This is a genomic window from Rahnella victoriana, from assembly GCF_021276285.1.
GTDB lineage: Bacteria > Pseudomonadota > Gammaproteobacteria > Enterobacterales > Enterobacteriaceae > Rahnella > Rahnella victoriana.
This window is the reverse complement of the sequence record NZ_CP089919.1, coordinates 3,784,630-3,808,048: the sequence shown is the minus strand read 5'-3', so window position 1 is coordinate 3,808,048 and position 23,419 is coordinate 3,784,630. Positions and strand designations below refer to the sequence as shown.

Annotated in this window: 17 protein-coding genes; all 17 read right to left on the bottom strand. The window is 54.4% G+C overall.

Annotated elements, in window-relative coordinates:
• Entirely contained in the window at positions 1-1,545 is a 1,545-nt protein-coding gene (locus J9880_RS17640; RefSeq protein WP_232769680.1) for a glutathione ABC transporter substrate-binding protein, read from the bottom strand.
• Positions 1,546-1,581: 36 nt separating this feature from the next.
• The gene (locus J9880_RS17635; protein ID WP_232769679.1) at positions 1,582-3,450 is read right to left on the bottom strand and encodes an ABC transporter ATP-binding protein; all 1,869 of its coding nucleotides are present in this window, start codon (positions 3,448-3,450) and stop codon (positions 1,582-1,584) included.
• Between the two features lie 30 nt (positions 3,451-3,480).
• The gene (gene dgcA, locus J9880_RS17630; protein ID WP_133823886.1) at positions 3,481-4,446 is read right to left on the bottom strand and encodes an N-acetyl-D-Glu racemase DgcA; all 966 of its coding nucleotides are present in this window, start codon (positions 4,444-4,446) and stop codon (positions 3,481-3,483) included.
• Complete coding sequence (dgcN, locus tag J9880_RS17625) at positions 4,446-5,456, bottom strand: N-acetyltransferase DgcN (protein WP_119824957.1); 1,011 nt, start codon at positions 5,454-5,456, stop codon at positions 4,446-4,448. Before dgcN ends, dgcA begins: the two co-directional genes overlap by 1 nt.
• A 273-nt stretch (positions 5,457-5,729) precedes the next feature.
• On the bottom strand, positions 5,730-6,809 hold the full coding sequence (locus J9880_RS17620) for a porin (RefSeq protein ID WP_119824959.1): 1,080 nt from the start codon (positions 6,807-6,809) through the stop codon (positions 5,730-5,732).
• A gap of 706 nt (positions 6,810-7,515) precedes the next feature.
• Entirely contained in the window at positions 7,516-9,228 is a 1,713-nt protein-coding gene (locus J9880_RS17615) for an ABC transporter ATP-binding protein (RefSeq protein WP_131694478.1), read from the bottom strand.
• Between the two features lie 106 nt (positions 9,229-9,334).
• Positions 9,335-9,640, bottom strand: coding sequence for a hypothetical protein (locus J9880_RS17610; protein WP_232769678.1), 306 nt, complete (start codon positions 9,638-9,640; stop codon positions 9,335-9,337).
• 14 nt (positions 9,641-9,654) lie between these two features.
• Positions 9,655-10,179 carry a hypothetical protein gene (locus tag J9880_RS17605; RefSeq protein ID WP_232769677.1) on the bottom strand — a complete coding sequence of 175 codons (525 nt, stop codon included), beginning with the start codon at positions 10,177-10,179 and terminating at the stop codon, positions 9,655-9,657.
• Positions 10,180-10,553: 374 nt separating this feature from the next.
• Complete coding sequence (locus J9880_RS17600; RefSeq protein ID WP_232769676.1) at positions 10,554-11,417, bottom strand: D-amino-acid transaminase; 864 nt, start codon at positions 11,415-11,417, stop codon at positions 10,554-10,556.
• A 168-nt stretch (positions 11,418-11,585) separates the two neighbouring features.
• Positions 11,586-11,825: a hypothetical protein gene (locus J9880_RS17595; RefSeq protein ID WP_195817189.1), complete on the bottom strand. Its 240-nt coding sequence runs from the start codon at positions 11,823-11,825 to the stop codon at positions 11,586-11,588.
• A gap of 96 nt (positions 11,826-11,921) precedes the next feature.
• Positions 11,922-12,602, bottom strand: a complete 681-nt coding sequence (gene narI, locus J9880_RS17590) for a respiratory nitrate reductase subunit gamma (protein ID WP_095922190.1) — start codon at positions 12,600-12,602, stop codon at positions 11,922-11,924.
• On the bottom strand, positions 12,599-13,321 hold the full coding sequence (narJ, locus tag J9880_RS17585; RefSeq protein ID WP_232769675.1) for a nitrate reductase molybdenum cofactor assembly chaperone: 723 nt from the start codon (positions 13,319-13,321) through the stop codon (positions 12,599-12,601). Before narJ ends, narI begins: the two co-directional genes overlap by 4 nt.
• Positions 13,321-14,856 (bottom strand): nitrate reductase subunit beta, encoded by a 1,536-nt coding sequence (narH, locus tag J9880_RS17580; protein ID WP_120163019.1) that lies wholly within the window; start codon positions 14,854-14,856, stop codon positions 13,321-13,323. The genes narJ and narH overlap by 1 nt, the downstream gene beginning before the upstream one ends.
• On the bottom strand, positions 14,853-18,617 hold the full coding sequence (locus J9880_RS17575; protein ID WP_232769674.1) for a nitrate reductase subunit alpha: 3,765 nt from the start codon (positions 18,615-18,617) through the stop codon (positions 14,853-14,855). The genes narH and J9880_RS17575 overlap by 4 nt, the downstream gene beginning before the upstream one ends.
• A 445-nt stretch (positions 18,618-19,062) precedes the next feature.
• Positions 19,063-20,766, bottom strand: coding sequence for a chloride channel protein (locus J9880_RS17570; RefSeq protein WP_232769673.1), 1,704 nt, complete (start codon positions 20,764-20,766; stop codon positions 19,063-19,065).
• Positions 20,767-20,807: 41 nt separating this feature from the next.
• On the bottom strand, positions 20,808-21,329 hold the full coding sequence (locus tag J9880_RS17565; protein WP_232769672.1) for a GNAT family N-acetyltransferase: 522 nt from the start codon (positions 21,327-21,329) through the stop codon (positions 20,808-20,810).
• A gap of 403 nt (positions 21,330-21,732) precedes the next feature.
• Entirely contained in the window at positions 21,733-23,310 is a 1,578-nt protein-coding gene (locus J9880_RS17560; protein ID WP_232769671.1) for an ABC transporter substrate-binding protein, read from the bottom strand.
• Between the last annotated feature and the right edge of the window lie 109 nt (positions 23,311-23,419).

The following is a 23,419-nucleotide window of genomic DNA, read 5'->3' as shown; positions in this document are numbered from 1 at the left end:
TTACTTAAACTGTGCCTGGTTAAAGATCAGCGAGCCGTCGGCCAGCATGTAGACGCCGGAAAGATCTTTGCTTTTCCCCACCAGATTATCCGGCACGCCGAGATAGGCCACCGGGGCATCGGCCCACAGCAGTTTCTGCGCATCGGCATACGCCGCTTTACGTTTTTCGACGTCAGCCGTTTGCAGACCGGCGGTGATCGCCGCATCCACCTGTTTGTTGCTGTAATAAGAGACGTTATACGCCGACGGGATCCAGGATTCGGTGGCGAACAGCGGACGCAGCGCCCAGTCCGCGTCACCGGTCGACGCCGACCATGCGCCGTAATACATTTCCACTTTCGCATCCGCCGGTTTCGGCGTGCTCCACAGACGCTGGTTGAGCGAACCGGAATCCATCGGCACCAGTTTCACGCGCACGCCAATCAGGGAGAGTTGTTGTTTCAGGAACTGCGCACTGCGGATACGGTCGGTCTTGTTTGAGCTCCACATTTCCACGTCAAAGCCCTTCTCGTATCCGGCTTCTTTCATCAGTGCTTTGGCTTTGGTGATGTTGTAGCTGTAATCCGGCGTGGTTTGTTTCTGATAGAACTGAACGTTTTTTGGCAACGGCGACGTTGACGGCGATCCCAGCCCCGCGAAACCGACTTTCAGCCACAGATTGCGGTCGATGGCGTAGTTGATCGCCTGACGGACGCGCACATCAGAGAACTCTTTTTTCTGCGTATTGAAAGCGATGTAATACAGATAGATGCCCGGATCCTGCGCGATATCCAGCTTCGGATCGCTTTTCACGGTATCCACCAGATCGGACGGCAACGGATAGACCGCATCCACGCCGCCGGATTTCAGTTTCGCCACCTGCGTGGAATCTTCCGGCGTCGGGTAAAGCGTCACTGAATCGACTTTCGGCCAGCCTTTCTGCCAGTAGTGGTCATATTTCACCAGTTTGACGTCTTTACCCTGCTGCCATTCGACAAATTTGAACGGACCGGTGCCGACCGGATGTACGCTCAGATCCTGTTCGTTCGGGTATTGTTTTAACGACGCCGGGCTGTGCATGACCGCTGACGGGTGCGCCAGGGTGTTGATCATCGCGCCGAACGGTTTGTTGAGGGTGATTTTGACCTGATACGGGCTGATCACCTCCACAGATTTGATCATGCTGAACAGGGAGTTGCGTTTCAGGTGATTAGCCGGATTCGCCAGACGATCAAGGTTAACTTTTACCGCATCAGCATTGAACGGCGTGCCATCCTGGAAGGTCACATCGTGGCGCAGATTGATGGTGAATTCGGTGGCATCGCTGTTACTGGTGTAATCCGTCGCCAGCACCGGCACGACGGCCATTTTGCTGTCGAACTGGAACAGGCGTTCAAAAATGCCGCTCTGGATGGAATAACTCAGGGTATCAGTGGTGTCGTGCGGGTCGAAACCGGTCACGTCGGCATACATGGAAATACGCAAATCTTTGGCCTGAGCCGAGGCCGCGAAGCAAAGCGCCAGTCCGGCGGCAAGCAGGCTCTTACGCAGTAAGGTCGAATGCATGGTGTTCTCCTGTGTGTCCCAAAAAAGAAAGGTGAGTTATCCCTGTGCGACCCAGTGATGTTCACTGACGCGGGAATATTTGAGTTTTTCTATCTGTACACCCGCCGGATGCACCGGCGATTTCACTTCCACATCATCAAAATTGCGTAACGCACGCTGCGTCGGATCCGCCACCGGCACCGAACTGAGCAGACGTCGGGTATAGGAATGTTGAGGATTGCTAAACACGGCATCGCGAGGACCAATCTCCACAATCTGCCCGCTGTACATCACCGCTACGCGGTTGGCGATACGCTCCACCACCGCCATGTCATGCGAGATAAACAGCCACGCCACGCCGGTATCGCGCTGGAGATCCATCATCAGATTGACCACCTGCGCCTGAATCGACACATCGAGCGCCGACACCGCTTCGTCGGCAATAATTACCTGCGGCTGCAACGCCATTGCGCGCGCGATGGCAATACGCTGACGCTGGCCGCCGGAAAATTCGTGCGGATAACGCCGCGCATGGGAGGGTTCCAGCCCGACACTTTTCAGCAGCTGATTCACCACCGGCGTGGCATCGGCCAGCGACTTTTTCAGGCCGTGCAGTAATAACGGTTCGGCAATGGAAAATCCGACGGTGAGACGCGGATTGAGCGAGGCATACGGATCCTGAAACACCATCTGGATCTGACGGCGCACCGCCTGAAACGGCGTGTCGCGCATCAGGGTAATTTCCCGGCCTTCAAGATGAATGCTTTCGGATTGGCTGCCCACCAGCCGCAGGATGGCGCGCCCGGTGGTGGATTTCCCGCAACCGCTCTCGCCCACCAGCGCCAGCGTTTCGCCCGGCCAGATGGAGAAGTCGATCTGTTCCACGGCGTGCACTTCTTTGGTCACACGCGACAATACGCCGGAGCGGATCGGGTAGCAGACGCGGAGTCCGCGTACATCCAGTAACGGTGGCGCATCGTAATTCGCGGTTTTCTGATCGTCCTCTGCCGCAGGAATGTGAGGGAGATCACCTGCAACCGATTGCTTTTCGGATGAAACAGATTGAGCGGTTTTGGCGGCTAACAGCGGGAAACGGCGCGGCCATTTCAGCCCCTGCATATCGCCGAGTTTCGGCACGGCGGCCAGCAGCGCGCGGGTATAAGGATGCTGCGCGTTGGCAAAAATTTCCGTCACGCTGCCCTGCTCCACCACTTTGCCCTGATACATCACCACCACGCGGTCGGCAATTTCCGCCACCACGCCCATGTCGTGCGTGATAAACAGTACCGACATGTCGGTGCCCCGTTGCAGATCACGCAGAATTTGCAGAATGCGCGCCTGCACCGTGACATCCAGCGCCGTCGTGGGTTCGTCGGCAATCAGCAACGCCGGATCGCAGGCCAGCGCCTGCGCGATCATCACACGCTGACGCATGCCGCCGGAAAGTTCGTGCGGATAACATTTGAGGATGCGGTCAACGTCAGGAATGCGCACCTGTTTCAGCAGTTCGCGGGCTTTGTTCAGCGCGGTGGCTTTGTTCGCCATGCCGTGATCGAGCAGCCCTTCCGTCAGCTGATCGCCAACCCGCAAGACCGGATTGAGCGAGGTCATCGGCTCCTGAAAAATCATCGACATTTCCTGACCGCGCAGTTTGCGCCGCGATTCAGCCGACAGCGAGGTCAGCGCATGACGCATGCCGTTACGGCCAAAAAACTCGATGCTGCCGGCGTCAATGTGTGCCGAATCCGGCAACAGCCCCATGACGCTCAGTGAGGTGACGGATTTACCGGAGCCGCTTTCGCCGACCACCGCCACCACCTCACCTTTATGAATAGAGAAGGAAACGCCTTTCAGCGCCTGCGTTTTGCCTTGCCGGCCGGAAAATGTCACCGACAAATCGTTAATCTGCAAAATGGGCACTGTCATCAATAAACGCCTCCTTTATAGGTTGAATGGTTAAAGCCAGACTTCACCGTGCTCATAACGCAATGCCGGTTCGGCGTCCTGTGCCAGCCAGATCGGGCCATCGAGATCGACACGTTCCGCCTGCACCGCCACCGGCAGCGCCGCTTCCATCGCAATGGAAGAACCGAGCATGCAGCCGACCATAATGCGCAGGCCAAGCTGACGAGCCACGTCGGTCATCGCCAGTGCTTCGGTCAGGCCACCGCATTTATCGAGCTTGATGTTGATCATCTCGTAGCGGTCGCGCAGCCCGTCGATATCCGCCCGTTCGTGGCAGCTTTCGTCGGCGCAGACAGGAATGGGATGCAAACAACGCACCAGATCGTGGTCATTACCGGCAGGAAGTGGCTGTTCAATCATCGCCACGTTGAATTCATGCAGTGCCTGAAACAGACTGCCGAGATCCAAACCCAGCCAGGATTCGTTCGCATCCACCACCAGCGTGGCGTGCGGGGCAGCGGCGCGGATAGCGGCCACTTTCTCGATAATCTGCTCGCGGTTGAGTTTGATTTTCAGCAACTGCGCGCCACCGGCGACGGCCACTTCTGCCGCCTTCGCCATGTTTTCCAGTGAATCCAGACTCAGGGTTTCTGCGGTAATGACTGACGCAGGCTTCGGCATATCAAGCAGTTGCCACAAGGTCTTGCCCTGTTTTGCCGCATCCAGACGCCACATTGCACAATCCAGGGCATTGCGTGCGGAACCGATCGGCAATGCCTGTTGCAACGCCTCGCGGCTCAGGCCCTGTTCAACCTGCGGGCGGATAAGGTCGAGTTGCTCGCACACACTTTGCGGCGATTCCTGATAATGCGCGGTCGGCGTGCACTCCCCGACGGCGGAAAATTCACCGTCGGTCAGGAAAACACGCACGACCGTGACCGCGGTACGGGTACCGCGTGAAATCGCAAACGGCCGGGCCAGCGGCAATTCAACGGACTCAAACGTCATCTGCATCATCAGCCGTTATCCCTGATCCATTGCGCGATGTTTTTGATGCCGAAACGAACCGGGTCGGTGGCCGGTACGCCGAATTCTTCGCTGATTTTTGCCAGCGCGACTTTGGCTTCTTCTTCACTGACGGCGGAAGTATTGAGCGAGAAACCGGCCAGCCGCACGTCCGGGTTGGTCAGGCTGGCGGCCGCCAGATTGGTGTCGAGGCACTGGCGCAGGGTCGGCATAAACTGATGCGGCAGATGGCGCATATGCGGGCGGCCAAGTTCATGACACATCACCAGCAGGTGCGCCTGCGCGCCGTGGATCAGCCCCATGCTGACACCGGCAAAAGACGGGTGATACAGCGAGCCCTGACCTTCGATGATGTCCCAGTGATCGTCGTCATTGGCCGGAGACAAGGCTTCGACGGCACCGGAGATAAAGTCGGCAATCACCGCATCGATGGCAATACCGGCACCGGCCACCAGCACCCCGGTCTGTCCGGTCGCGCGGAAATCAGCGTTCAGATCCAGTTCGCGCATCGCGGCTTCCAGCGCCAGCGAGGTGTACATTTTGCCGACCGAACAGTCAGTACCCACGGTGAGAATGCGTTTACCGCTGCGCTTTTCGCCGGTACCGGTATCCAGTTCCGGCTGCATGTGGCGTACGTCAAACAACTGCACGTTGTGTTCTGCGGCCAGAGCGACCAGTTCAGGAATGTCGTTCAGCCCCTGATGCAGACCGTTCGCCACGTTCAGCCCGGCAGTGATCGCCGTTTTGATGGAATCAATCCAGTGTGCCGGTAATTTACCACCGGAGTTGGCGGTGCCAAGCACCATGGTTTTCGCGCCCTGCGCTTTGGCGGTGGCGATATCCATATCCGGCAGGCCGAGGGACACAGAATCCGTCGCCAGACGGATTTGCCCGACGCAGGCTTCAGGACGCCAGACGTGAATACCGCGCGCCGTTTTAGCCGCCAGCGGATCCATCACATCACCCAGGAAGAGAAGATACGGCTTTGGAATTTGCTGCATGTCAGTTTCTCCGGAATATTTTTTAGGTGTGGTTTTAATAAGGCTGCAGAGAATATTCCACGGGAGAAACCGGCTGACGAATACTTGTTTGGCGCTGGGGTATAACTTCAGGCTATAGGTTTAGCTATATGAATTTATTGTGGTTATTTGACTGGCAGGAAATGAGGGCAACAGGCAGGATCCGCAGGCATAAAAAAAGGCAGAGCCAATGAACTCTGCCTTTGCGATTACCTTTTTCAGACACAGAATGGGGTAATAATGTAATCCACTAACTTAGAAGCGGTAAGTCAGTGCAACAGCAACGATGTCGTCTGAGTTCACACCCAGTTTGTTGTTGTCATCGATCAGGTTGATCATATAGTCAACGTAGGCGTACATGTTTTTGTTGAAGTAGTAAGTTGCGCCAACATCAACGTATTTGACCAGATCTTCGTCACCGACGGTTTCAACATCTTTCGCTTTGGACTGCACGTAAGCCAGGGATGGACGCAGGCCGTTTTCGAACTGGTACTGAGCCACAAACTCATAACCCTGAGATTTGTTAGCGAAGCCAGCGGTTGAACCCACAGTGATTGGCATTGAGTTACGTGTTTCGTTATACATTGCTGCCAGATAAACCTGGTTAGCGTCATATTTCAGACCCGTTGCCCATGCAGATGCTTTGTCGCCTTTACCGTAAGTGCCGCTGGTTTGTGCGTCAGTACGGTCAGAAGAAGACCCTGCGATAACGGCACCGATACCGGAACCTGCGATATCAGAATAATCGATGGATGCGCCGTAGCCGTCGCCGTTTGCTTTGCTGGCTGAACGACCGTCGTTTTCGTTTTTACCCTGATATTGCAGGGCAATGTTCAGGCCAGTGACCAGACCGAAGAAGTCCTGGTTACGGTAAGTTGCCAGACCATTTGAACGGCCAACCATGAAGTTGTCAGAGTTGCCGGTATCGCCACCGAACTCTGGCAGCATATCGGTGTAACCGATAGCGTCGTATACCACACCGTAGTTACGGCCGTAGTCGATAGACCCGAAGTCTTTAATTTTCAGACCCGCAAAGCCCAGACGGGTTTTGTTGCCCAGGTCGCCCTGAGATTCTGCGTGGTTAGCCTGAATGTTGTATTCCCACTGGCCATAACCGGTCAGTGTGTCATTAATTTGAGTTTCACCTTTAAAGCCCAGACGCGCATAGGTTTTGTCGCCTTCTGAACTTGAATCATCAGTGAAATAATGCTTAGCGGTTACGCGACCGTACAGGTCCAGTTTATTACCGTCTTTATTATAAATTTCGGCTGCATTTGCGGTAGATCCCACTGCAATTAAAGAGACCGCTAAGGCCAACACACTGCGCTTCATCATTATTTAAGTTTCCTTGATTTTTTTATAAAGGAGTTCTCATGCCCGCTTTTAGATATCGGGCTGTGAGTATTTGTACATGTTTTAAAATACGTCTGTCTGTAAAACGATTTGAACCTTAACACTGAGCACGAAAAGTTAAAATGGAAAAGTTCGCCTCAATAAGTCTTTTTCACGTAAAGAGATGTAACATAATGTTTCTATCATAAGCCACTAAGCCCCTGATTATATGCGGTTTTCGCATAACGTTTTGCACAGTAATGGTGCGTCGCCTCTTTTTGGTGCAAAACGTCTTTCATTTTGTAAAGGAGTTGCAGGCCAAATCACCTTTATCAAAAGGTTTTTTTCTGTTAACAATCGTTAATGAATTAAGGAGAGAAAAAGAAGGGTTGCATTTAAATAGTGCATAGCAGGGTAATGATTTCGCGGGAAAGTTCATTATCTCATTAATAGAAAATGCAGCCATAAGATTTTTGTACTACGCCATTTTTTCTTATTTCGGAATTTTGTTAAAAGCATCGAACAAAATAAACACAAATTAAATGAAATAATAATGACGCCCGTGATTGGTTTGAACAAAACCGGTTATTTAAATATGACCGGTTTGCGTTATTTTTATTCAATACGGGCTTTGCGGATTTTATGAGAAGACATTTGCACATGTCCTCTCTGTGTAAAGAGAGGACAAAATGAGGTGATTAAAAGAAAGTTAGCGGAACTGCGCGGCGTGAAGTTGTGCGTAACGCCCCTGAAGGGCCAGCAGGGAATCGTGAGTGCCCTGCTCAACAATGCCTTCTTTGTCGACCACGATAATGCGGTCAGCGTTCTGAATCGTCGCCAGACGATGGGCAATCACCAGCGTGGTACGCCCTTCCGAAAGCTCGGCCAGCGATTGCTGGATCGCCTGCTCGGTGGCGGTATCCAGTGCGGAAGTCGCTTCATCGAGGATCAGGATCGGCGGATTTTTCAGGAAAATGCGCGCAATGGACAGACGCTGTTTCTGCCCGCCGGAGAGTTTCACGCCCCGCTCACCAATCACCGTGTCCATCCCCAGCGGCAGTGCGTCGATCACCTCATCGAGTCGCGCACGGCTGGCGGCCAGACGGATGTCTTCTTCGCTGGCGTCCAGTTTACCGTAGGCAATGTTTTCGCGAATGGTGCCGCCGAACAGGAAGACATCCTGCTGCACGATGCCGATGTTATGGCGCAGCGAAGTTTGCGTCATGTCGCGGATATCAATGCCATCGATGGTAATGCTGCCGCTGTCCAGTTCGTAAAAACGTGGCAGCAGCGAGCACAATGTGGTTTTGCCCGCGCCGGAAGGCCCGACAAACGCCAGCGTTTCACCGGCATTAATGGTCAGCGAGATGCCGTTGAGGATCTTGCTGGCAGGCGTGTAACCGAACACCACGTTGTCGTAACGGATATCGCCACGTAAATGGCTGACCACCTGCGCGCCAGGCCGGTCAACGATATCCGGCGCGGTGTCGATCAGTTGGGTAAAGCGTTTAAACCCGGCAATTCCTTTCGGATAGCTTTCCAGCACCGAGCTGATTTTCGCCACCGGACGGAAGAACACTTCCACCAGCAGCAGGAATCCGACGAATCCGCCATAGGTCAGCTGGTCATTAATCACGTACCAGGTACCGGCGACCATCACGATCAGCTGAACCAGACGGGTACTCAGGTAGCTGAGCGTCAGGCTGGCGGTCATGATCTGATAGGCTTTCAGTTTGGTGGTACGGTAGTTATCGTTATCCGAGGCAAACAGTTTTTGCTCATGTTCTTCGTTGGCAAAGGCTTTCACCACACGAATACCGCCGATGCTTTCTTCTATACGTGCGTTGAAATTCCCCACCTGCCCGAACAGACGCCGCCAGGTTTCGGTCATCTGCGCCCCGTAACGGCTCACCATCCAGGTCATCGCCGGGACAATAATGATGGTCATCAGCGCCAGTTGCACATGCACCGTCGCCATCAGGATAAACGCGCCGATAAAGGTCATCACCGCGATAAACACATCTTCCGGCCCGTGATGCGCCACCTCGCCCACTTCTTCCAGATCTTTGGTGACATGGGTAATGATGTGACCGGTTTTCGTATTGTCGTAATAACGGAAAGACAGTTTCTGTAAATGGCTGAATGCCTGACGACGCATATCCGTTTCAATGCCGACGCCCAGCGCGTGTCCCCAGTAGTTGACGATAGCCATCAGCGCGGTATTGAACAGGTAGATCAGCAACAGACCGACCGTCGCCCCGATGATCAGCACCCAGTCATGGGCAGGCAAAAGTGTGTCGATGAAGGTTTTGATGGCCATCGGAAAGCCCAGTTCCAGCAACCCGGCCAGAATGGCGCACCCGAAATCAAGAAAGAACAGCTTTTTATAAGGCACGTAATAAGAGAAGAAACGGCGGAGCATCATGCATCCTCATAGAAACGGCCCGGAGGCGGGCAAGTCCGTCAGTCTAAATGAAAATGGTTATCGATAAAGATAATTTTAGACGCGCCCCGCCGGAAGATCGTTTTTACAGCACGTTGCGCACGCCGCTCAAAATCACATCAAAGACCGCATTCAGCGCCTGCCAGGCTATCTCTGCGCTGATCGTTTCATAGGTGGTCAGCACCGCCACGAAAGTGGATTTTTGCGTCGCCAGCAAAGATTCATATTCCCCAGAACGGAAACTGCCTTTGCCCTTTTCAATCTCCCATGTCAGCTGAAGTAAGGCTTCAATCTGCGGGACGGCACTGCTTGCCACCGTATTCCAGTTTGCGCCCAGCGAAACTTTTGCCGCATTGATTGCGCGGTCTCTTAAATCAAAAATATCACTCATCCTGTTCACCTTTATTATTGTTGCGATGTGCCTGAGCCATTTTTTAATACCCGTTCATACGTCAGCATTGACTGCATAATCACGGAAACCTGTTTACGCTGAATAGCGATATACGCCGGAGAATCCTGTTGCGAACAATGCTGCCTTTTATATTTAATCTGATAGAAGATATTTCTCAGGCCGAATATCTGCTGGTCAATCGCAGGATTGTTATTTAAGGCTTTGGTGCGGGATTCAATCAGCGCCAGATCGGTTTCCGCGGAATTGAAGAACTGACTGTCGGGTGCAGAAAGGGAAGAAATCAGTGAAAGCGTTTGCCCTGCCGCCACGGGCGCAGCCTGGCAGGCAACAACCGGTGCGGCGGGTTGTGCATCGTCAGCCATTGCCTGCGCCGTCCAGGTCACAAATTGCCGGTCAGCTTTCATTTCGAAATCGGTAATCTGATTATCTAACGTCGCGTCGTACTGATGGGTGGAACACCCGCTTATTGCCATCACGACAATCAATATCGCGACGCTGAATTTAATGATTGATTTCAAAATGCCTCTCCTGTGATGAATTCCGAAGGTGGGCATTATTCCATTGCCCCTGCCTTCAAAAAATTAGTCATAAGAAAGAAACGGCGCCATCAACCGGTAAATCATTTTCAATAAATGAGGGGGTCATTTTTATCATTGAAATAAAAAAAAGCGATGTGAGATTATTTTCAGGTTAAAAACGTTCACTCCCTCCCCTGCGAAGGGGAGGGTTGGGGTGGGGTGGGGTGGGGTATTAAGGTCAAAATCCAAAAGTGAAAGTGAAAGTGAAAGTGAACTTTAACAAGGTGTTAGCCATTAAAACCCCCTCCCACCCTCCCCCTTCGCAGGGGGAGGAGCACCATGACCTTGAATTTGAATTTGAATTTGAAAGCTAATTACCGGCTCGCCGCCTCAACCGCCATCTGCACATAAATCTCCCGCAGTTTCGCGGCTACTCCCCCCGGTTTTCCCTCTCCGACCGGCTTGCCGTCCAGCGAAATCACTGGCCAGATAAAGGTCGTGGCGGAGCTGATAAATATCTCGCTAGCGTTCTGCGCTTCTTCCAGCGTGAACGGACGTTCCTCGAAACGGATACCGTGCTGCTTCGCCAGTTCCAGCAGCGCCTGACGGGTGATGCCGTGCAGAATGTGGGTGCTCAGCGGACGGGTGATCAGCGTGCCGTCGGCGTCGACAATCCAGGCGTTGCTGGAACTGGCCTCGGTGATCAGGCCGTTTTCAGTCAGTAAGGCGTCGTCGGCGTCATGCTGATGGGCGTACTCTTTCGCCAGACAAGGTGCCAGCAGGCCGACGGTTTTGATGTCGCGACGCTGCCAGCGGATATCCTCAACAGAAACCATGCGTATGCCGCTTTTCGCTTTCGGATGGTCGATCAGCGCACGCGCCTGCGTAAACATCAGAAAAGTCGGCGTGACGCTTTCACCGGGGAAATCAAAGTCACGATCGCCGCTGTTGCCACGGCTGATTTGCAGATAAACCGCCCCTTCCACCAGATTGTTTTCTGCGATCAGCCGGTTTTGCAGGATCTCAATGTCACTCAGCGCACAAGGCAGACGCAGGCTCAGTGCCTGACAGGAACGCGCAAGGCGGGCCAGATGCGCCGCGTTATCGAGCAGACGACCGTTCAGCACGGCGCTGACTTCATACACCGCATCAGCAAACAAAAAACCGCGATCAAATACCGACACCTTCGCGTCATGCTCGGCAACAAACTCCCCGTTGAGGTACACCGTTCTGGTCATGTTATTTTTCCTGGCCAACGTTGATTAGGATTTTTATTAGCTGTATTCAATACCAGAAAATAAATTGCGTGAAAACTGAGCGCCGGATGTTGATGCAACGCAGGTTTCCGCGATTCAGGGCGTAAAAAAAGCGCCCGGTTGAGCGCTGTTTCAGGGGAAGACCAAAGATCAGAGTTCGCCTTTTTTCTTTTTGTTGCGGATCACTAACCAGCTGATCAGCGCCATCACGCAGCCGATGAAGATAAACCAGATACCCAGCATCAGTTGCGGAGCCATTTCTCCCGGCGGGGTTTCCGGGCTGCCGACCACTAAACCGTGGATCGTGGCAACAATGCCGATAACCAGTAAAATCATACTGTTGCGTAATAAACGGCGGGCTACGGTCATGGGTTGTCTTGGGGTGGCCATCAGAAGCGTCCTTGAGCAATAAAATAAAGATAAGGGCGCATAATAGCGCCCTTCTTTTTTATGTCAAAATCGTCAGTTCACAATCGTGAAGGTCAATCAGCGACGATTACGCACCAACTGATAGCGGCGGGTGAGATATTCCACCGGCGCGCTCCAGATATGCACCAGACGGCAGAACGGGAACAGCAGGAATAAGGTCATCCCCAGCACCAGATGCACGCGGAAAATAAACGCCACGCCATCAAGATGCGCCGCTGCGCCGCCACGGAAGGTCACCACCGACTGCGCCCAGCCGACCAGTTTCATCATTTCGCTGCCGTCCATATGCTGCGCGGAGAACGGAATGGTGCTCAGCCCCAGCGCACACTGTACCACCAGCAGAATGATGATCATGATGTCACCAAAACTGGAGGTTGCCCGCACGCGTTCGTTGCTCAGACGACGCCACACCAGCATACCGCCGCCGATCAGGGTCATCACGCCGCAGGCACCGCCCGCCCACATTGCCATTTGCTGTTTCACCGGCACCGGCAGGAAGGATTCGTACATCCAGTGCGGCGTCAGCATCCCGAAGGCGTGACCGGCAATGATGCCGAGTATGCCGACGTGGAACAGTGGCGACGCGATGCGCAGCGTTTTTTTCTCCAGTAACTGACTGGAGCCAGCACGCCAGCTGTACTGACCGTAGTCATACCGCAGCCAGCTGCCGACCAGAAATACCGTGCCGCACAGGTACGGATAGATATTAAAGAAGAAGTTGTTGAGGAAGTCGGTCATTTGCGTGGTTCCCCCGCAGGCGTTTCATCAAGGTTCAGATACTGTGGTGCGACCGCACCGGCGAAGCGTTTCTGGTGCGCGGCTTCCTCGCCTGACGCACAGCTTTGCTCGCCGAGGAACGTGATTTGTTCCTCTTCCCAGACCGCATCCAGCGCGGCGGGCGTGTCGTCACGGGCTTCCTGTTTGATCCCTTCGCGCACCGTTTCGGTGGCGATATCACTGCCGGACATCGCCAGCAGTAAATCAAACAGTTCGGCGTAATGGCTGTCACGCTCCTGCAAACGGGCACTCAGCAAGGCCAGGATTGGCGCGATATCGCGCAGGCCGTCGCGGGCCTGTTGTTCGTCATGCGTGGTGAGATATTCCAGGTACAGCGGCAGATAATCGGGCAGCTCACGGCTGTCAATTTCCAGCCCGGCTTCGCGATATTGCTCCATCAGATCAACCATCGCCTGACCACGGTCACGGGATTCGCCATGCACGTGCTCAAACAACAGTAACGATGTGGCGCGGCCGCGATCGAACAAACCGGTATACGCCGACTGCGCATCCAGCAGATCCCTTTTACAGAAATCCGTGATGTACAGCGCCAGATCCAGACGCTGCTCAGAGTCCAGTTCAGCAGACTGAGTCACTGCCTCGAGAAGCTCCATCTTGTGTTCCCACAAGTCTTCGGACGGATAATCCAGCAGCAGGCCGATGATGCGTAAACTGTTCATTAGCCCTTCCTTTCTGTTTTCGCGCCGATGTCGATGGCATCAATGCGTTTGCTGTTGAACAGGTTGAATTTGCTGTCGCTGCCGTGACAACCGTCACCGAAGCTGAAACCACAACCTTTGGCTTCCGGGAAGGCTTCACGCGCCTGTTCACGATGGCTGGATGGCACCACGAAACGATCTTCGTAGTTGGCAATCGCCAGATAGCGGTACATCTCTTCCGCCTGCGCCGCAGACAATCCGACCTGCTCCAGCGCGCTGGTATCCGTGATGCCGTCCACCGTTTCAGCACGTTTGAAGTGACGCATCGCCAGCATACGTTTCAGCGCACGCAGCACCGGTGCGGTGTCGCCCGCCGTCAGCAGGTTCGCCAGATATTGCACAGGAATACGCAGACTTTCGACGTCCGGCAGCACGCCGCTGTGCGGTAATGCACCGGCGTCGGCAGCGGACTGGATTGGAGACAGCGGCGGCACGTACCAGACCATCGGCAATGTGCGGTATTCAGGATGCAGCGGCAGTGCCAGCTTCCATTCAATCGCCATTTTATAGACCGGCGACTGGCGCGCAGCGTCCATCACGGAAATCGGAATGCCGTCTTTTTCAGCCTGGGCGATCACTTCAGGATCATTCGGATCGAGGAAGATGCTCATCTGGCTTTCGTAGAGATCTTTATCGTTCTCCACTGACGCGGCTTCGGCAATACGGTCGGCGTCATACAACACCACGCCGAGATAGCGAATACGGCCAACGCAGGTTTCGGAACAGACCGTTGGCTGGCCCGCTTCGATACGCGGATAACAGAAAATACATTTTTCTGACTTGCCGCTTTTCCAGTTGAAGTAGATTTTTTTGTACGGACAGCCGGTCAGGCACATACGCCAGCCGCGGCATTTGTCCTGGTCGATCAGCACGATGCCGTCTTCGCCGCGCTTATAAATCGCACCGCTCGGACAGGTCGCCACACACGCCGGGTTCAGGCAGTGTTCGCACAGACGCGGCAGGTACGCCATAAAGGTATTTTCGAATTCGCCGTACATCTCTTTCTGCATGTTGGCGAAGTTCTGATCGGCAGAACGTTTGCTGAACTCGGTGCCCAGATCGTCTTCCCAGTTCGGGCCGCCGGTAATTTTCTTCATGCGTTTGCCAGTCAGCAGTGAACGCGGACGGGCTACCGGCTGATGTTTACTGTCTTTCGCGGTGTGCAGATGCTGATAATCAAAATCAAACGGCTCGTAATAATCATCGATTTCCGGCATGTGCGGGTTGGCGAAGATTTTATGCAGCAGGTTGGCTTTGTTGCCCATACGCGGCTGCAGTTTGCCGTTGATTTTGCGGATCCAGCCGCCCTTCCATTTTTCCTGGTTTTCCCAGTCGTGCGGATAACCCAGACCCGGTTTGGTTTCCACGTTATTGAACCACGCGTATTCCATCCCTTCGCGGCTGGTCCAGACGTTTTTACAGGTCACGGAACAGGTGTGGCAGCCAATGCATTTGTCGAGATTCAGCACCATGCCGACTTGTGAACGAATTTTCATTTGGCTTTCTCCTGTTGCACGGCGTCCTGCACGTAGTCATTGCCTTCATCGTCTAACCAGTCGATGCGGTTCATTTTGCGCACAATCACGAATTCATCGCGGTTAGAACCGACCGTGCCGTAGTAGTTGAAACCGTATGCCAGCTGCGCATAGCCGCCGATCATGTGAGTCGGTTTCGGGCAAACGCGGGTAACGGAGTTGTGGATCCCGCCGCGCTGCTGGCTGATTTCCGAACCCGGAATATTCACGATGCGTTCCTGCGCGTGATACATCATGGTCATCCCCGCCGGTACGCGCTGGCTGACCACCGCACGGGCGCTCAGCGAGCCGTTGGCGTTGAACGCTTCGATCCAGTCGTTATCCTCGATACCCAGTTTTGTCGCATCGTCTTCACTCAGCCAGACAATCGGGCCGCCGCGACCTAAGGTCAGCATCAGCAGGTTGTCGCTGTAGGTGGAGTGAATGCCCCATTTCTGGTGCGGCGTCAGGAAGTTCAGCGCCATTTCCGGGTTGCCGTTCGGTTTCGCGTTCAGCAACGGCTGCGCCGCGCGGGTGTCGATTGGCGGACGGTATACCAGCAGGCTTTCACCGAACGCACGCATCCACGCGTGATCCTGATAAATCTGCTGACGGCCGGACAGCGTGCGCCACGGGATCAGCTCATGCACGTTGGTGTAACAGGCGTTGTAAGAAACGTGTTCATCTTCCAGGCCAGACCACGTCGGGCTGGAGATGATTTTGCGCGGCTGCGCCTGAATATCGCGGAAGCGGATTTTCTCGTCTTCTTTATTCAGCGCCAGATGCGTGTGGTCGCGGCCGGTATTCTGGCTCAGCGCCGCCCAGGCTTTCACCGCCACCTGACCGTTGGTTTCCGGTGCCAGCGTCAGGATGACTTCTGCCGCATCAATGGCGGTGTTGATCATCGGCTGGCCTTTCGCCGTACCGTCCGGTTTGGTGTAGTTGAGTTTTTTCAGCAAACCGACTTCGCTGTCGGTATTCCAGCTGATGCCTTTGCCGCCGTTACCGAGTTTTTCCAGCAACGGACCGACTGAGGTGAAACGTTCGTAAGTATTCGGATAATCGCGTTCAACCGCCATCAGATGCGGTGCGGTACGCCCCGGGATCAGCTCGCATTCGCCTTTTTTCCAGTCTTCCACGCCAAACGGCTGTGCCAGTTCAGCGGCGGAATCGTGCTGGATCGGCAAGGTCACCATGTCGGTTTCCACACCCAGATGGCCGACGCAAACACGGGAGAATTCCTTGGCGATGCCTTTGTAGATTTCCCAGTCGCTTTTCGAATCCCAGGCCGGATCAACGGCCGCTGACAGCGGATGAATAAACGGATGCATGTCCGAGGTATTCATGTCGTCTTTTTCGTACCAGGTCGCGGTCGGCAGAACGATGTCGGAATACAGACAGGTGCTGGACATACGGAAATCCAGCGTGACCACCAGATCCAGTTTGCCTTCGCCGCCCTGCGCCTGCCATTCGACTTCTTCCGGCATCACGCCGCCCTGAATGCCTAAATCCTCTCCCTGAATACCGTGTTCGGTACCCAGCAGATATTTCAGCATGTACTCGTGGCCTTTACCGGAAGAACCCAGCAGGTTAGAGCGCCAGACAAACAGGTTACGCGGGAAGTTCTGCGGATTATCCGGCTGTTCAGCGGCGAACCGCACACTGCCGTCTTTCAGGGCAGCGACGGTGAAATCTGCCGGAGAAACACCGGCGGCTTTCGCCTGTTGCGCGATATGCAGCGGGTTCACGTTGAGCTGCGGCGCAGATGGCAGCCAGCCCATACGCTCGGCGCGCACGTTATAGTCGATCATGCTGCCGGTGAATTTGGATTTATCCGCCAGCGGCGACAACAGTTCCTGCGGTGCGACGGTTTCGTAACGCCACTGGCTGGAATGGTTGTAGAAGAACGAGGTGCTGTTCATCTGGCGCGGCGGACGCTGCCAGTCAAGACCAAAGGCCAGCGGCTGCCAGCCGGTTTGCGGACGCAGTTTTTCCTGCCCGACGTAGTGTGCCCAGCCGCCACCGCTCTGACCCACGCAACCGCAGAAGATCAGCATGTTGATCAGACCCCGGTAGTTCATGTCGAGGTGATACCAGTGGTTCATCCCGGCACCGACGATGATCATCGAACGGCCATGGGTTTTGTTGGCGTTATCGGCAAATTCATGAGCGATACGCACGATGTTCTGCTGAGACACGCCGGTGATTTTTTCGGCCCAGGCTGGCGTATACGCTTTGATTTCGTCATAGCGTTGCGCGCAGTTTTCATCATTCAGACCGCGCTCAATACCGTAGTTTGCCAGCGTCAGGTCGTACACGCTGGCGACCAGACCGGTGCTGCCATCCGCCAGTTGCAGGCGTTTGACCGGCAGTTTGTGCATCAGGATCTCATCCAGCGCCACGCTGTTGAAATGCTCGCTGACCGCGCCGCCAAAGTACGGATAACCGACGTTCACCACTTCATCGTGATTATCCAGCAGGCTCAGTTGCAGGCTGACGTCTTTGTGGTCTTTGCCCTCGCGGGATTCCAGATTCCACTGGCCTTTTTCACCCCAGCGGTAACCAATCGAGCCTAACGGCGACACCAGTTCACCGGTATTTTCGTCAAAGGCGATGGTTTTCCACTGCGGGTTATTTTCCTGACCGAGATTGTCCACCAGATCAGACGCACGCAGCATACGGCCTGCGGCATACGAACCGTCTTCGCGTGGTTCGAGCATCACCAGCATCGGCATGTCGGTATAGCGACGCACGTAATCGGTAAAGTACTGGCTCGGATTATCGATATGGAAGGATTTGAGGATCACATGGCCCATGGCCAGCGCCAGTGCGCTGTCGGTGCCTTGTTTCGGTGCCAGCCACTGGTCGCAAATCTTAGCGATTTCGGCGTAATCCGGCGTAATGGCCACCGTTTTGGTGCCTTTGTAACGCACTTCGGTAAAGAAGTGAGCATCCGGCGTACGGGTCTGCGGAACGTTAGAACCCCAGGCGATAATATATGAAGAGTTGTACCAGTCAGCCGATTCCGGCACGTCGGTCTGCTCGCCCCAGGTTTGCGGAGAAGCCGGTGGCAAATCGCAGTACCAGTCGTAGAAGCTCAGACACACGCCGCCGATCAGCGACAGATAACGAGCGCCGGATGCGTAAGACACCATCGACATCGCCGGAATTGGCGAGAAACCGATAATGCGGTCCGGGCCAAAAGTTTTGGCGGTATACACGTTGGAGGCTGCAATCAGCTCATTCACTTCCTGCCAGCTTGAACGCACAAACCCACCGCGTCCGCGTGCGGCTTTATATTCTTTGGCTTTTTCCGGCTGATTAATGATCGAGCCCCAGGCATCCACCGGATCGCTGTGTTTCAGTTTGGCTTCACGCCATAACTGGATCAGCTTTTTGCGCATCAGGGGATATTTCAGGCGGTTTGCGCTGTAGAGATACCAGGAATAGCTGGCACCACGCGGGCAGCCACGCGGTTCGTGGTTCGGCAGATCCGGACGGGTGCGCGGATAGTCAGTCTGCTGGGTTTCCCAGGTGACCAGACCGTTTTTAACGTAAATCTTCCAGCTGCATGAACCGGTGCAGTTCACACCGTGTGTGGAACGCACCACTTTGTCGTGCTGCCAGCGGCTACGGTAGCCGTCTTCCCAGTCACGATTGGTATCCAGCGTCTGGCCATGGCCGTCAGCGAAAGGTTCAGCTAGCTGTTTGAAATAGCGAAACCGGTCAAGAAACTTGCTCATCCGGAACTCTCCTGTGCAAAGGCTTATTTGCGCTTTGTCATTATGTGAATGGCGGGGAATACAACTTCATTGCTCGTGCCCGAAGTAATTGGAATTGCAGCAAGGCAGCAAACGAAGGAATCCCGATGAGCTGACACAAGTCAGTGATTCGGGTGACTGAGTGCTGCTAACGCTGCTGCTATTTCAAGTACAAAGGGGAAATTGGCCTCAGGGTATGCACGCGCGGGAGCGCCCTACTTGATTGCGATCAAGGCCGCCTCGTCGTGTATTTATTTACATAACGCAAGATACCCCCAAAGGGGTATCCACAGGGGAATCGTCATCTTATTGATTTACAGGATGTAATTTAAAAACAGGCAAGCCCTTTTATGCAGGACGGGAGGATATGGAAAATGAGGGGTATTTCAGAAAGCAGCCGGTTTCCATTGAGCAAACCGGCGGTTAATCAGAGGAAGTCTTTGGCTTTGTTCAGCAGCGCCGCTTTGGTGATCACACCCAGTAACCGGCGTGATTCAGCGTTTTCCAGCACCGGCAAACGTTCGAGCGGGGAATGACTGAACATTGCCCACGCCTGCTCATAACTGGCCTGCTGGAAAATGGTGGTGAATTCCTGCTCGATAAACGGGTCAATCGGGCTGTCGGATTTCACGCTGCCATCAATAAGACCAGCCGCCACCACGTTAGTCGGCACCACGCCGAGAAAACGCTCTTCCCGATCCACCACGTACACATAACGCGTGCGCTGTTTCAGCCCTTCGCTGACCACTTCAGACAGCGAGGCATCAACGTACATTTTCGAACAGAGTGAAATCAGCGAGGCCACCGTGCTGTATTCAAAGGCATTTTTCGCCGCAAACCGCGCATTATGCCGTGTCAGCACCGGATAGGTTCCGCCGACTTTAAGACGTGAGGCAACCACATAAGAGATCGCCGTCGCCAGCATCAGCGGGAACAGCAGCGAACTGTTGAGGGTCATCTCGAACGCCATCATGATCGACATCAGCGGCGCGTGACTGGTCGCCGCCAGCAGCGCACTCATGCCGGTCGCCGCGTATAAACCGACCGGACCGGGATCGAACCCCAGCCATTGCAGGAAAGTACACACCAGCGCCCCGCCCGCCGCGCCAATCAGTAACGAAGGCGTAAACAGCCCGCCGACGGCACCGGAACCGATGGTGATCGCCGTGGCGACAATTTTCAGGATCAGCAGCACCAGCAGTGACGTCTGTAAATTGCCGTTGTTGAGGATTAAATCGATCACTTCAAAACCGTTACCCAGCACCAGCGGCGAAATCATCGCCACCAGCCCGACGCCCAGCCCGCCGAGACCAAGACGCAGCGCCGGGTGCGAAATGGGTTTCATCCACTGACGGACTTTATCGATAGACGAAATGAATAATGGCCCGAGGATCCCCGTCGCCACACCGATAATCAGCACGGTTAATATCGCGCCGGGAGACGGACTGAAAGACACGGAGGAATAAAGATAAAGCGGCGCGTAATCGGTCAGCGACCGGACGGTCAGCACCGCCACCGATGCTGAGATAAACAGCGGGATCAGTCGCTGAACGGCGGTCACGCCGAAGGCGATTTCCGCCACAAACAGCGCACCGGCAAACGGGGCGTGATACACCGCCGCCAGCCCGCCCGCCGCCGCCATCGCGATAATATCGGACTGATGAACGCCCTTAAACCGCGAAAACCGCCCGAGCAGACTGCCGCTCAGCGCCGAAAGCTGCACCATCGCCCCTTCCCGACCAATTGAACCGCCGCTGGCAATACTGGCCAGCGAGGACAATCCGCGCAACACGGTGCTCACCACCGGAATACCCGGCAAACGCTGATCGATAACATCGAGGTAATCCGGCATCTTGCCGTATTTGCTTTCGTGGCGCAGCGCCCACAGCAGAATGAAACCGGCAATCACCCCGCCTGTCGTGGTGATCAGAGGCCAGACAATTTTGGGATATTCATTGAAAGCGTTGGTGATGTCACTGCCGTCCGCGAACATCAGGCCGTTGACACCCGAAATCGCGCCGCGAAAAGCAATCGTCACCAGCGCGGCGACAATCCCCGCTGGAATGGCAATCAGCAGGTTAATCAGATCGCTCTTTTGCAGGGATTCAGTATTGAGGGCTTTCAGCGTCATAAGATCTCAGTAATGGAAACGGATTCGCAAAGGCAACAGTATCATTTTTCTAAATAATAAATGCAGTCGTCGTGATGTTCTCCGTTCAGCAGGTAGCCGCCTTTCAGCGTTTCGTGCAGGATGAAACCGTTCTTTTCCAGCAACCGGGCAGAACTGACATTCCCCGCCAGCACAGCGGCTTTAAGCCGGTGAATAACGCCGCTGCTTAATGCGAAATCACATAAGGCTTGCAGCGCTTCACCCGCGTAGCCTTTTCCTTGCGCGTAGGGTGCCAGCGTGTAGCCAATTTCCACTTTCGCCATATCGTCATCTTCGGCACGAAAACCGATATTTCCCTGTGGCTTGCCGGTTTCGCGGTCTCTGATAATGAACTCAGCCTGATGGCGGACGCCGGGAACAAAGCCCTGAAGACGTCGCGCAAATACCGCCCGGTTTTCTTCTTCCGTCATCATCGCTGACATGAATTTTATCAGTGTCTCATCCTGACGAAGCTGGAGAAAAAACGGCCAGTCATCTGACGTCACCGGCGTCAGGGTTAAGCGCGGCGTATTGAGTTCCATCATCAAATCCTTTCTTAAAATCAATGTTATATCGGTTATCACCTGCCCAAAACTCATCCTATTAAGGATTGAATGTAAAATCCAAAAATTTTCACTCTCCGCGCCGGCTGCGGTCAGCGCCATTACTGCGCGCCTTCCCGCATTTTTCTTACCTTTCACTGCCACATAAGCAGATTCTCTGGACAGCACCTCGTAACAACCAATGTCGATATCTGGGAAGTACGCAATAACCCGCGCCTGATGGATGACATCAACAAAGTCGTCCATCTCAAAGATTTTCAGAAAAAGTCATGAAACAGCAGGGGTCGCCTCGTCAATGGCGCGCTCAACATCTGGCTGAACGGTGTAACCCCGGGACCTGTGCCCCGGGGTCATTACCTGAGAACAACGGATGATAAGGCTTCCCTTATTCCTTACTCACCGTATCCAGATACAACTGGCTGCCTGCCACATTCTGACTTGCGCCTTTCACGTTATCGCGGATTGCCACCAGCAACTTACTTTGCAGCGACACCACGAACGGCGAGTTTTTCTGCAGTTCGCGCTGTAAATCAGCATACAGCGCCTTGCGTTTGGTTGGATCCGATTCTGCCGCCGCCGCACGGGTTTGCTTACTGATTTCCGGGATCACCCACTGAATACGCTGCGCCAGTGTTTTAGGGCCATTCGGCACGTTGTAGGCAAAGGTGCTGGCGTTCGTGTTTGGATCCAGATAATCCGCGCCCCAGTACGTGAAAATCGACTGGAATTTATGTGCACGCATACGGGTCAGCACGTCGCTTTCGACCAGCGGATGCACCACTAAATTGATATCGGCTTTAGCGAAACTGGCCTGCAATGCCTGCGCGATATCTGAATAAGGCGGCTGGTTAATCACAATCAAATCGATTTTGGTGCCCGGTGCGATGCCGCCTTTGCTGAGAATGGCTTTGGCTTTCGCAACGTCATATTTGAACGGCTGATCGTCGATGGCTCCGGCTAATCCGTCGGGCAGGAAAGTCTGATGAATGCCGTACTGGCCTTTTAGCAGATCGGTAGAAATGCCCTGATAATCCACCAGCCAGCGGGCGGCTTCCCAGAGAGCCGGATTGGCCAGCGCCGGTTGGGTGGTATCGCCGACGTTAAACGCCAGATAGAAGACTTTCGCGGCCGGGAATTGGGCGACGTGCACCCCCTTCTCTTTTTCCAGCGAACTGAACTGGTCTGCCCCTAAATCGTAGGCCACATCCGCATCACCGTTGAGTACCAGCAGACGGCGGGTGGACGGATCGCCGACATTTTTAAACAGCACATTTTCGAGTTTCGCCAGCGGCTTCGCATTCGGATTTCGTTTGAAAATCAACGCTTCGTGAGGCACATAGTTACGGACTTCAAATGCGCCGCTGCCCGCCGAGCGCGAACGCAGCCAGCTGTTGCCGAAATCGTTCTGATCGACGTGTTCTTTCAGCAACTTGCTGTCGACAATGCCCGCCACCGGCGCGGATAAAATGCTCAGCACCAGACCGCTGCCGATGTCCGCAGGCCAGCTCAGCTGGACTTTATCATCCGCCAGTTTTTTTAGATTGCCGTCGACGTTTTCCGGCGTCCAGCCCAGTTCACCCAAAATAAACGACGGGCTTTTATTGAGTTTGACCACACGGGTAAAGGAGTAGATGACATCGTCGGCAGTCAGCGGATTGCCGCTGGCAAATTTCTGCCCCGGCTTGAGGGTGAAGATCAGGCTGTGCGCGTCCGGCCCCGGCTGCCAGCTGGCGGCAGCGTCTGGATCGAGTTGATCAGGATGCTGGCGGTCAGAAACAACAAGCTGCTGATACAGGTTAACCAGATTACCGGAACTGACGGTTTCAAAGCTTTCAGCCGGATCCAGGCTGATAATGCCTTCAAGCGAACCGGCAACGACCAGCGTATCGGCCGGTGTCGCCGCATCCACACGGGTTGCCGCCATCATAAGCAGGAATAACAGGGAAGGAACACGTACTTTCATTGAGGTCGATCTCCACAGGTGAAAAGACAGTTTTTCCGAGTGTAGAGGTGCAGCGGCAAGGCCAGAACAATGAAATAAAGCTTTGTTATTTAATAAATTAGATTAAGGA

Coding starts and splice junctions, on each gene's coding strand:
- J9880_RS17600 (WP_232769676.1), bottom strand. CDS start 11,417: ATGACCAGAACGGTGTACCTCAACGGGGAGTTTGTTGCCGAGCATGAC.
- narI (WP_095922190.1), bottom strand. CDS start 12,602: ATGACCGACTTCCTCAACAACTTCTTCTTTAATATCTATCCGTACCTG.
- dgcA (WP_133823886.1), bottom strand. CDS start 4,446: ATGATGCAGATGACGTTTGAGTCCGTTGAATTGCCGCTGGCCCGGCCG.
- J9880_RS17565 (WP_232769672.1), bottom strand. CDS start 21,329: ATGATGGAACTCAATACGCCGCGCTTAACCCTGACGCCGGTGACGTCA.
- J9880_RS17635 (WP_232769679.1), bottom strand. CDS start 3,450: ATGACAGTGCCCATTTTGCAGATTAACGATTTGTCGGTGACATTTTCC.
- J9880_RS17575 (WP_232769674.1), bottom strand. CDS start 18,617: ATGAGCAAGTTTCTTGACCGGTTTCGCTATTTCAAACAGCTAGCTGAA.
- J9880_RS17560 (WP_232769671.1), bottom strand. CDS start 23,310: ATGAAAGTACGTGTTCCTTCCCTGTTATTCCTGCTTATGATGGCGGCA.
- J9880_RS17595 (WP_195817189.1), bottom strand. CDS start 11,825: ATGGCCACCCCAAGACAACCCATGACCGTAGCCCGCCGTTTATTACGC.
- J9880_RS17620 (WP_119824959.1), bottom strand. CDS start 6,809: ATGATGAAGCGCAGTGTGTTGGCCTTAGCGGTCTCTTTAATTGCAGTG.
- J9880_RS17640 (WP_232769680.1), bottom strand. CDS start 1,545: ATGCATTCGACCTTACTGCGTAAGAGCCTGCTTGCCGCCGGACTGGCG.
- dgcN (WP_119824957.1), bottom strand. CDS start 5,456: ATGCAGCAAATTCCAAAGCCGTATCTTCTCTTCCTGGGTGATGTGATG.
- J9880_RS17610 (WP_232769678.1), bottom strand. CDS start 9,640: ATGAGTGATATTTTTGATTTAAGAGACCGCGCAATCAATGCGGCAAAA.
- J9880_RS17615 (WP_131694478.1), bottom strand. CDS start 9,228: ATGCTCCGCCGTTTCTTCTCTTATTACGTGCCTTATAAAAAGCTGTTC.
- narH (WP_120163019.1), bottom strand. CDS start 14,856: ATGAAAATTCGTTCACAAGTCGGCATGGTGCTGAATCTCGACAAATGC.
- J9880_RS17570 (WP_232769673.1), bottom strand. CDS start 20,766: ATGACGCTGAAAGCCCTCAATACTGAATCCCTGCAAAAGAGCGATCTG.
- narJ (WP_232769675.1), bottom strand. CDS start 13,321: ATGAACAGTTTACGCATCATCGGCCTGCTGCTGGATTATCCGTCCGAA.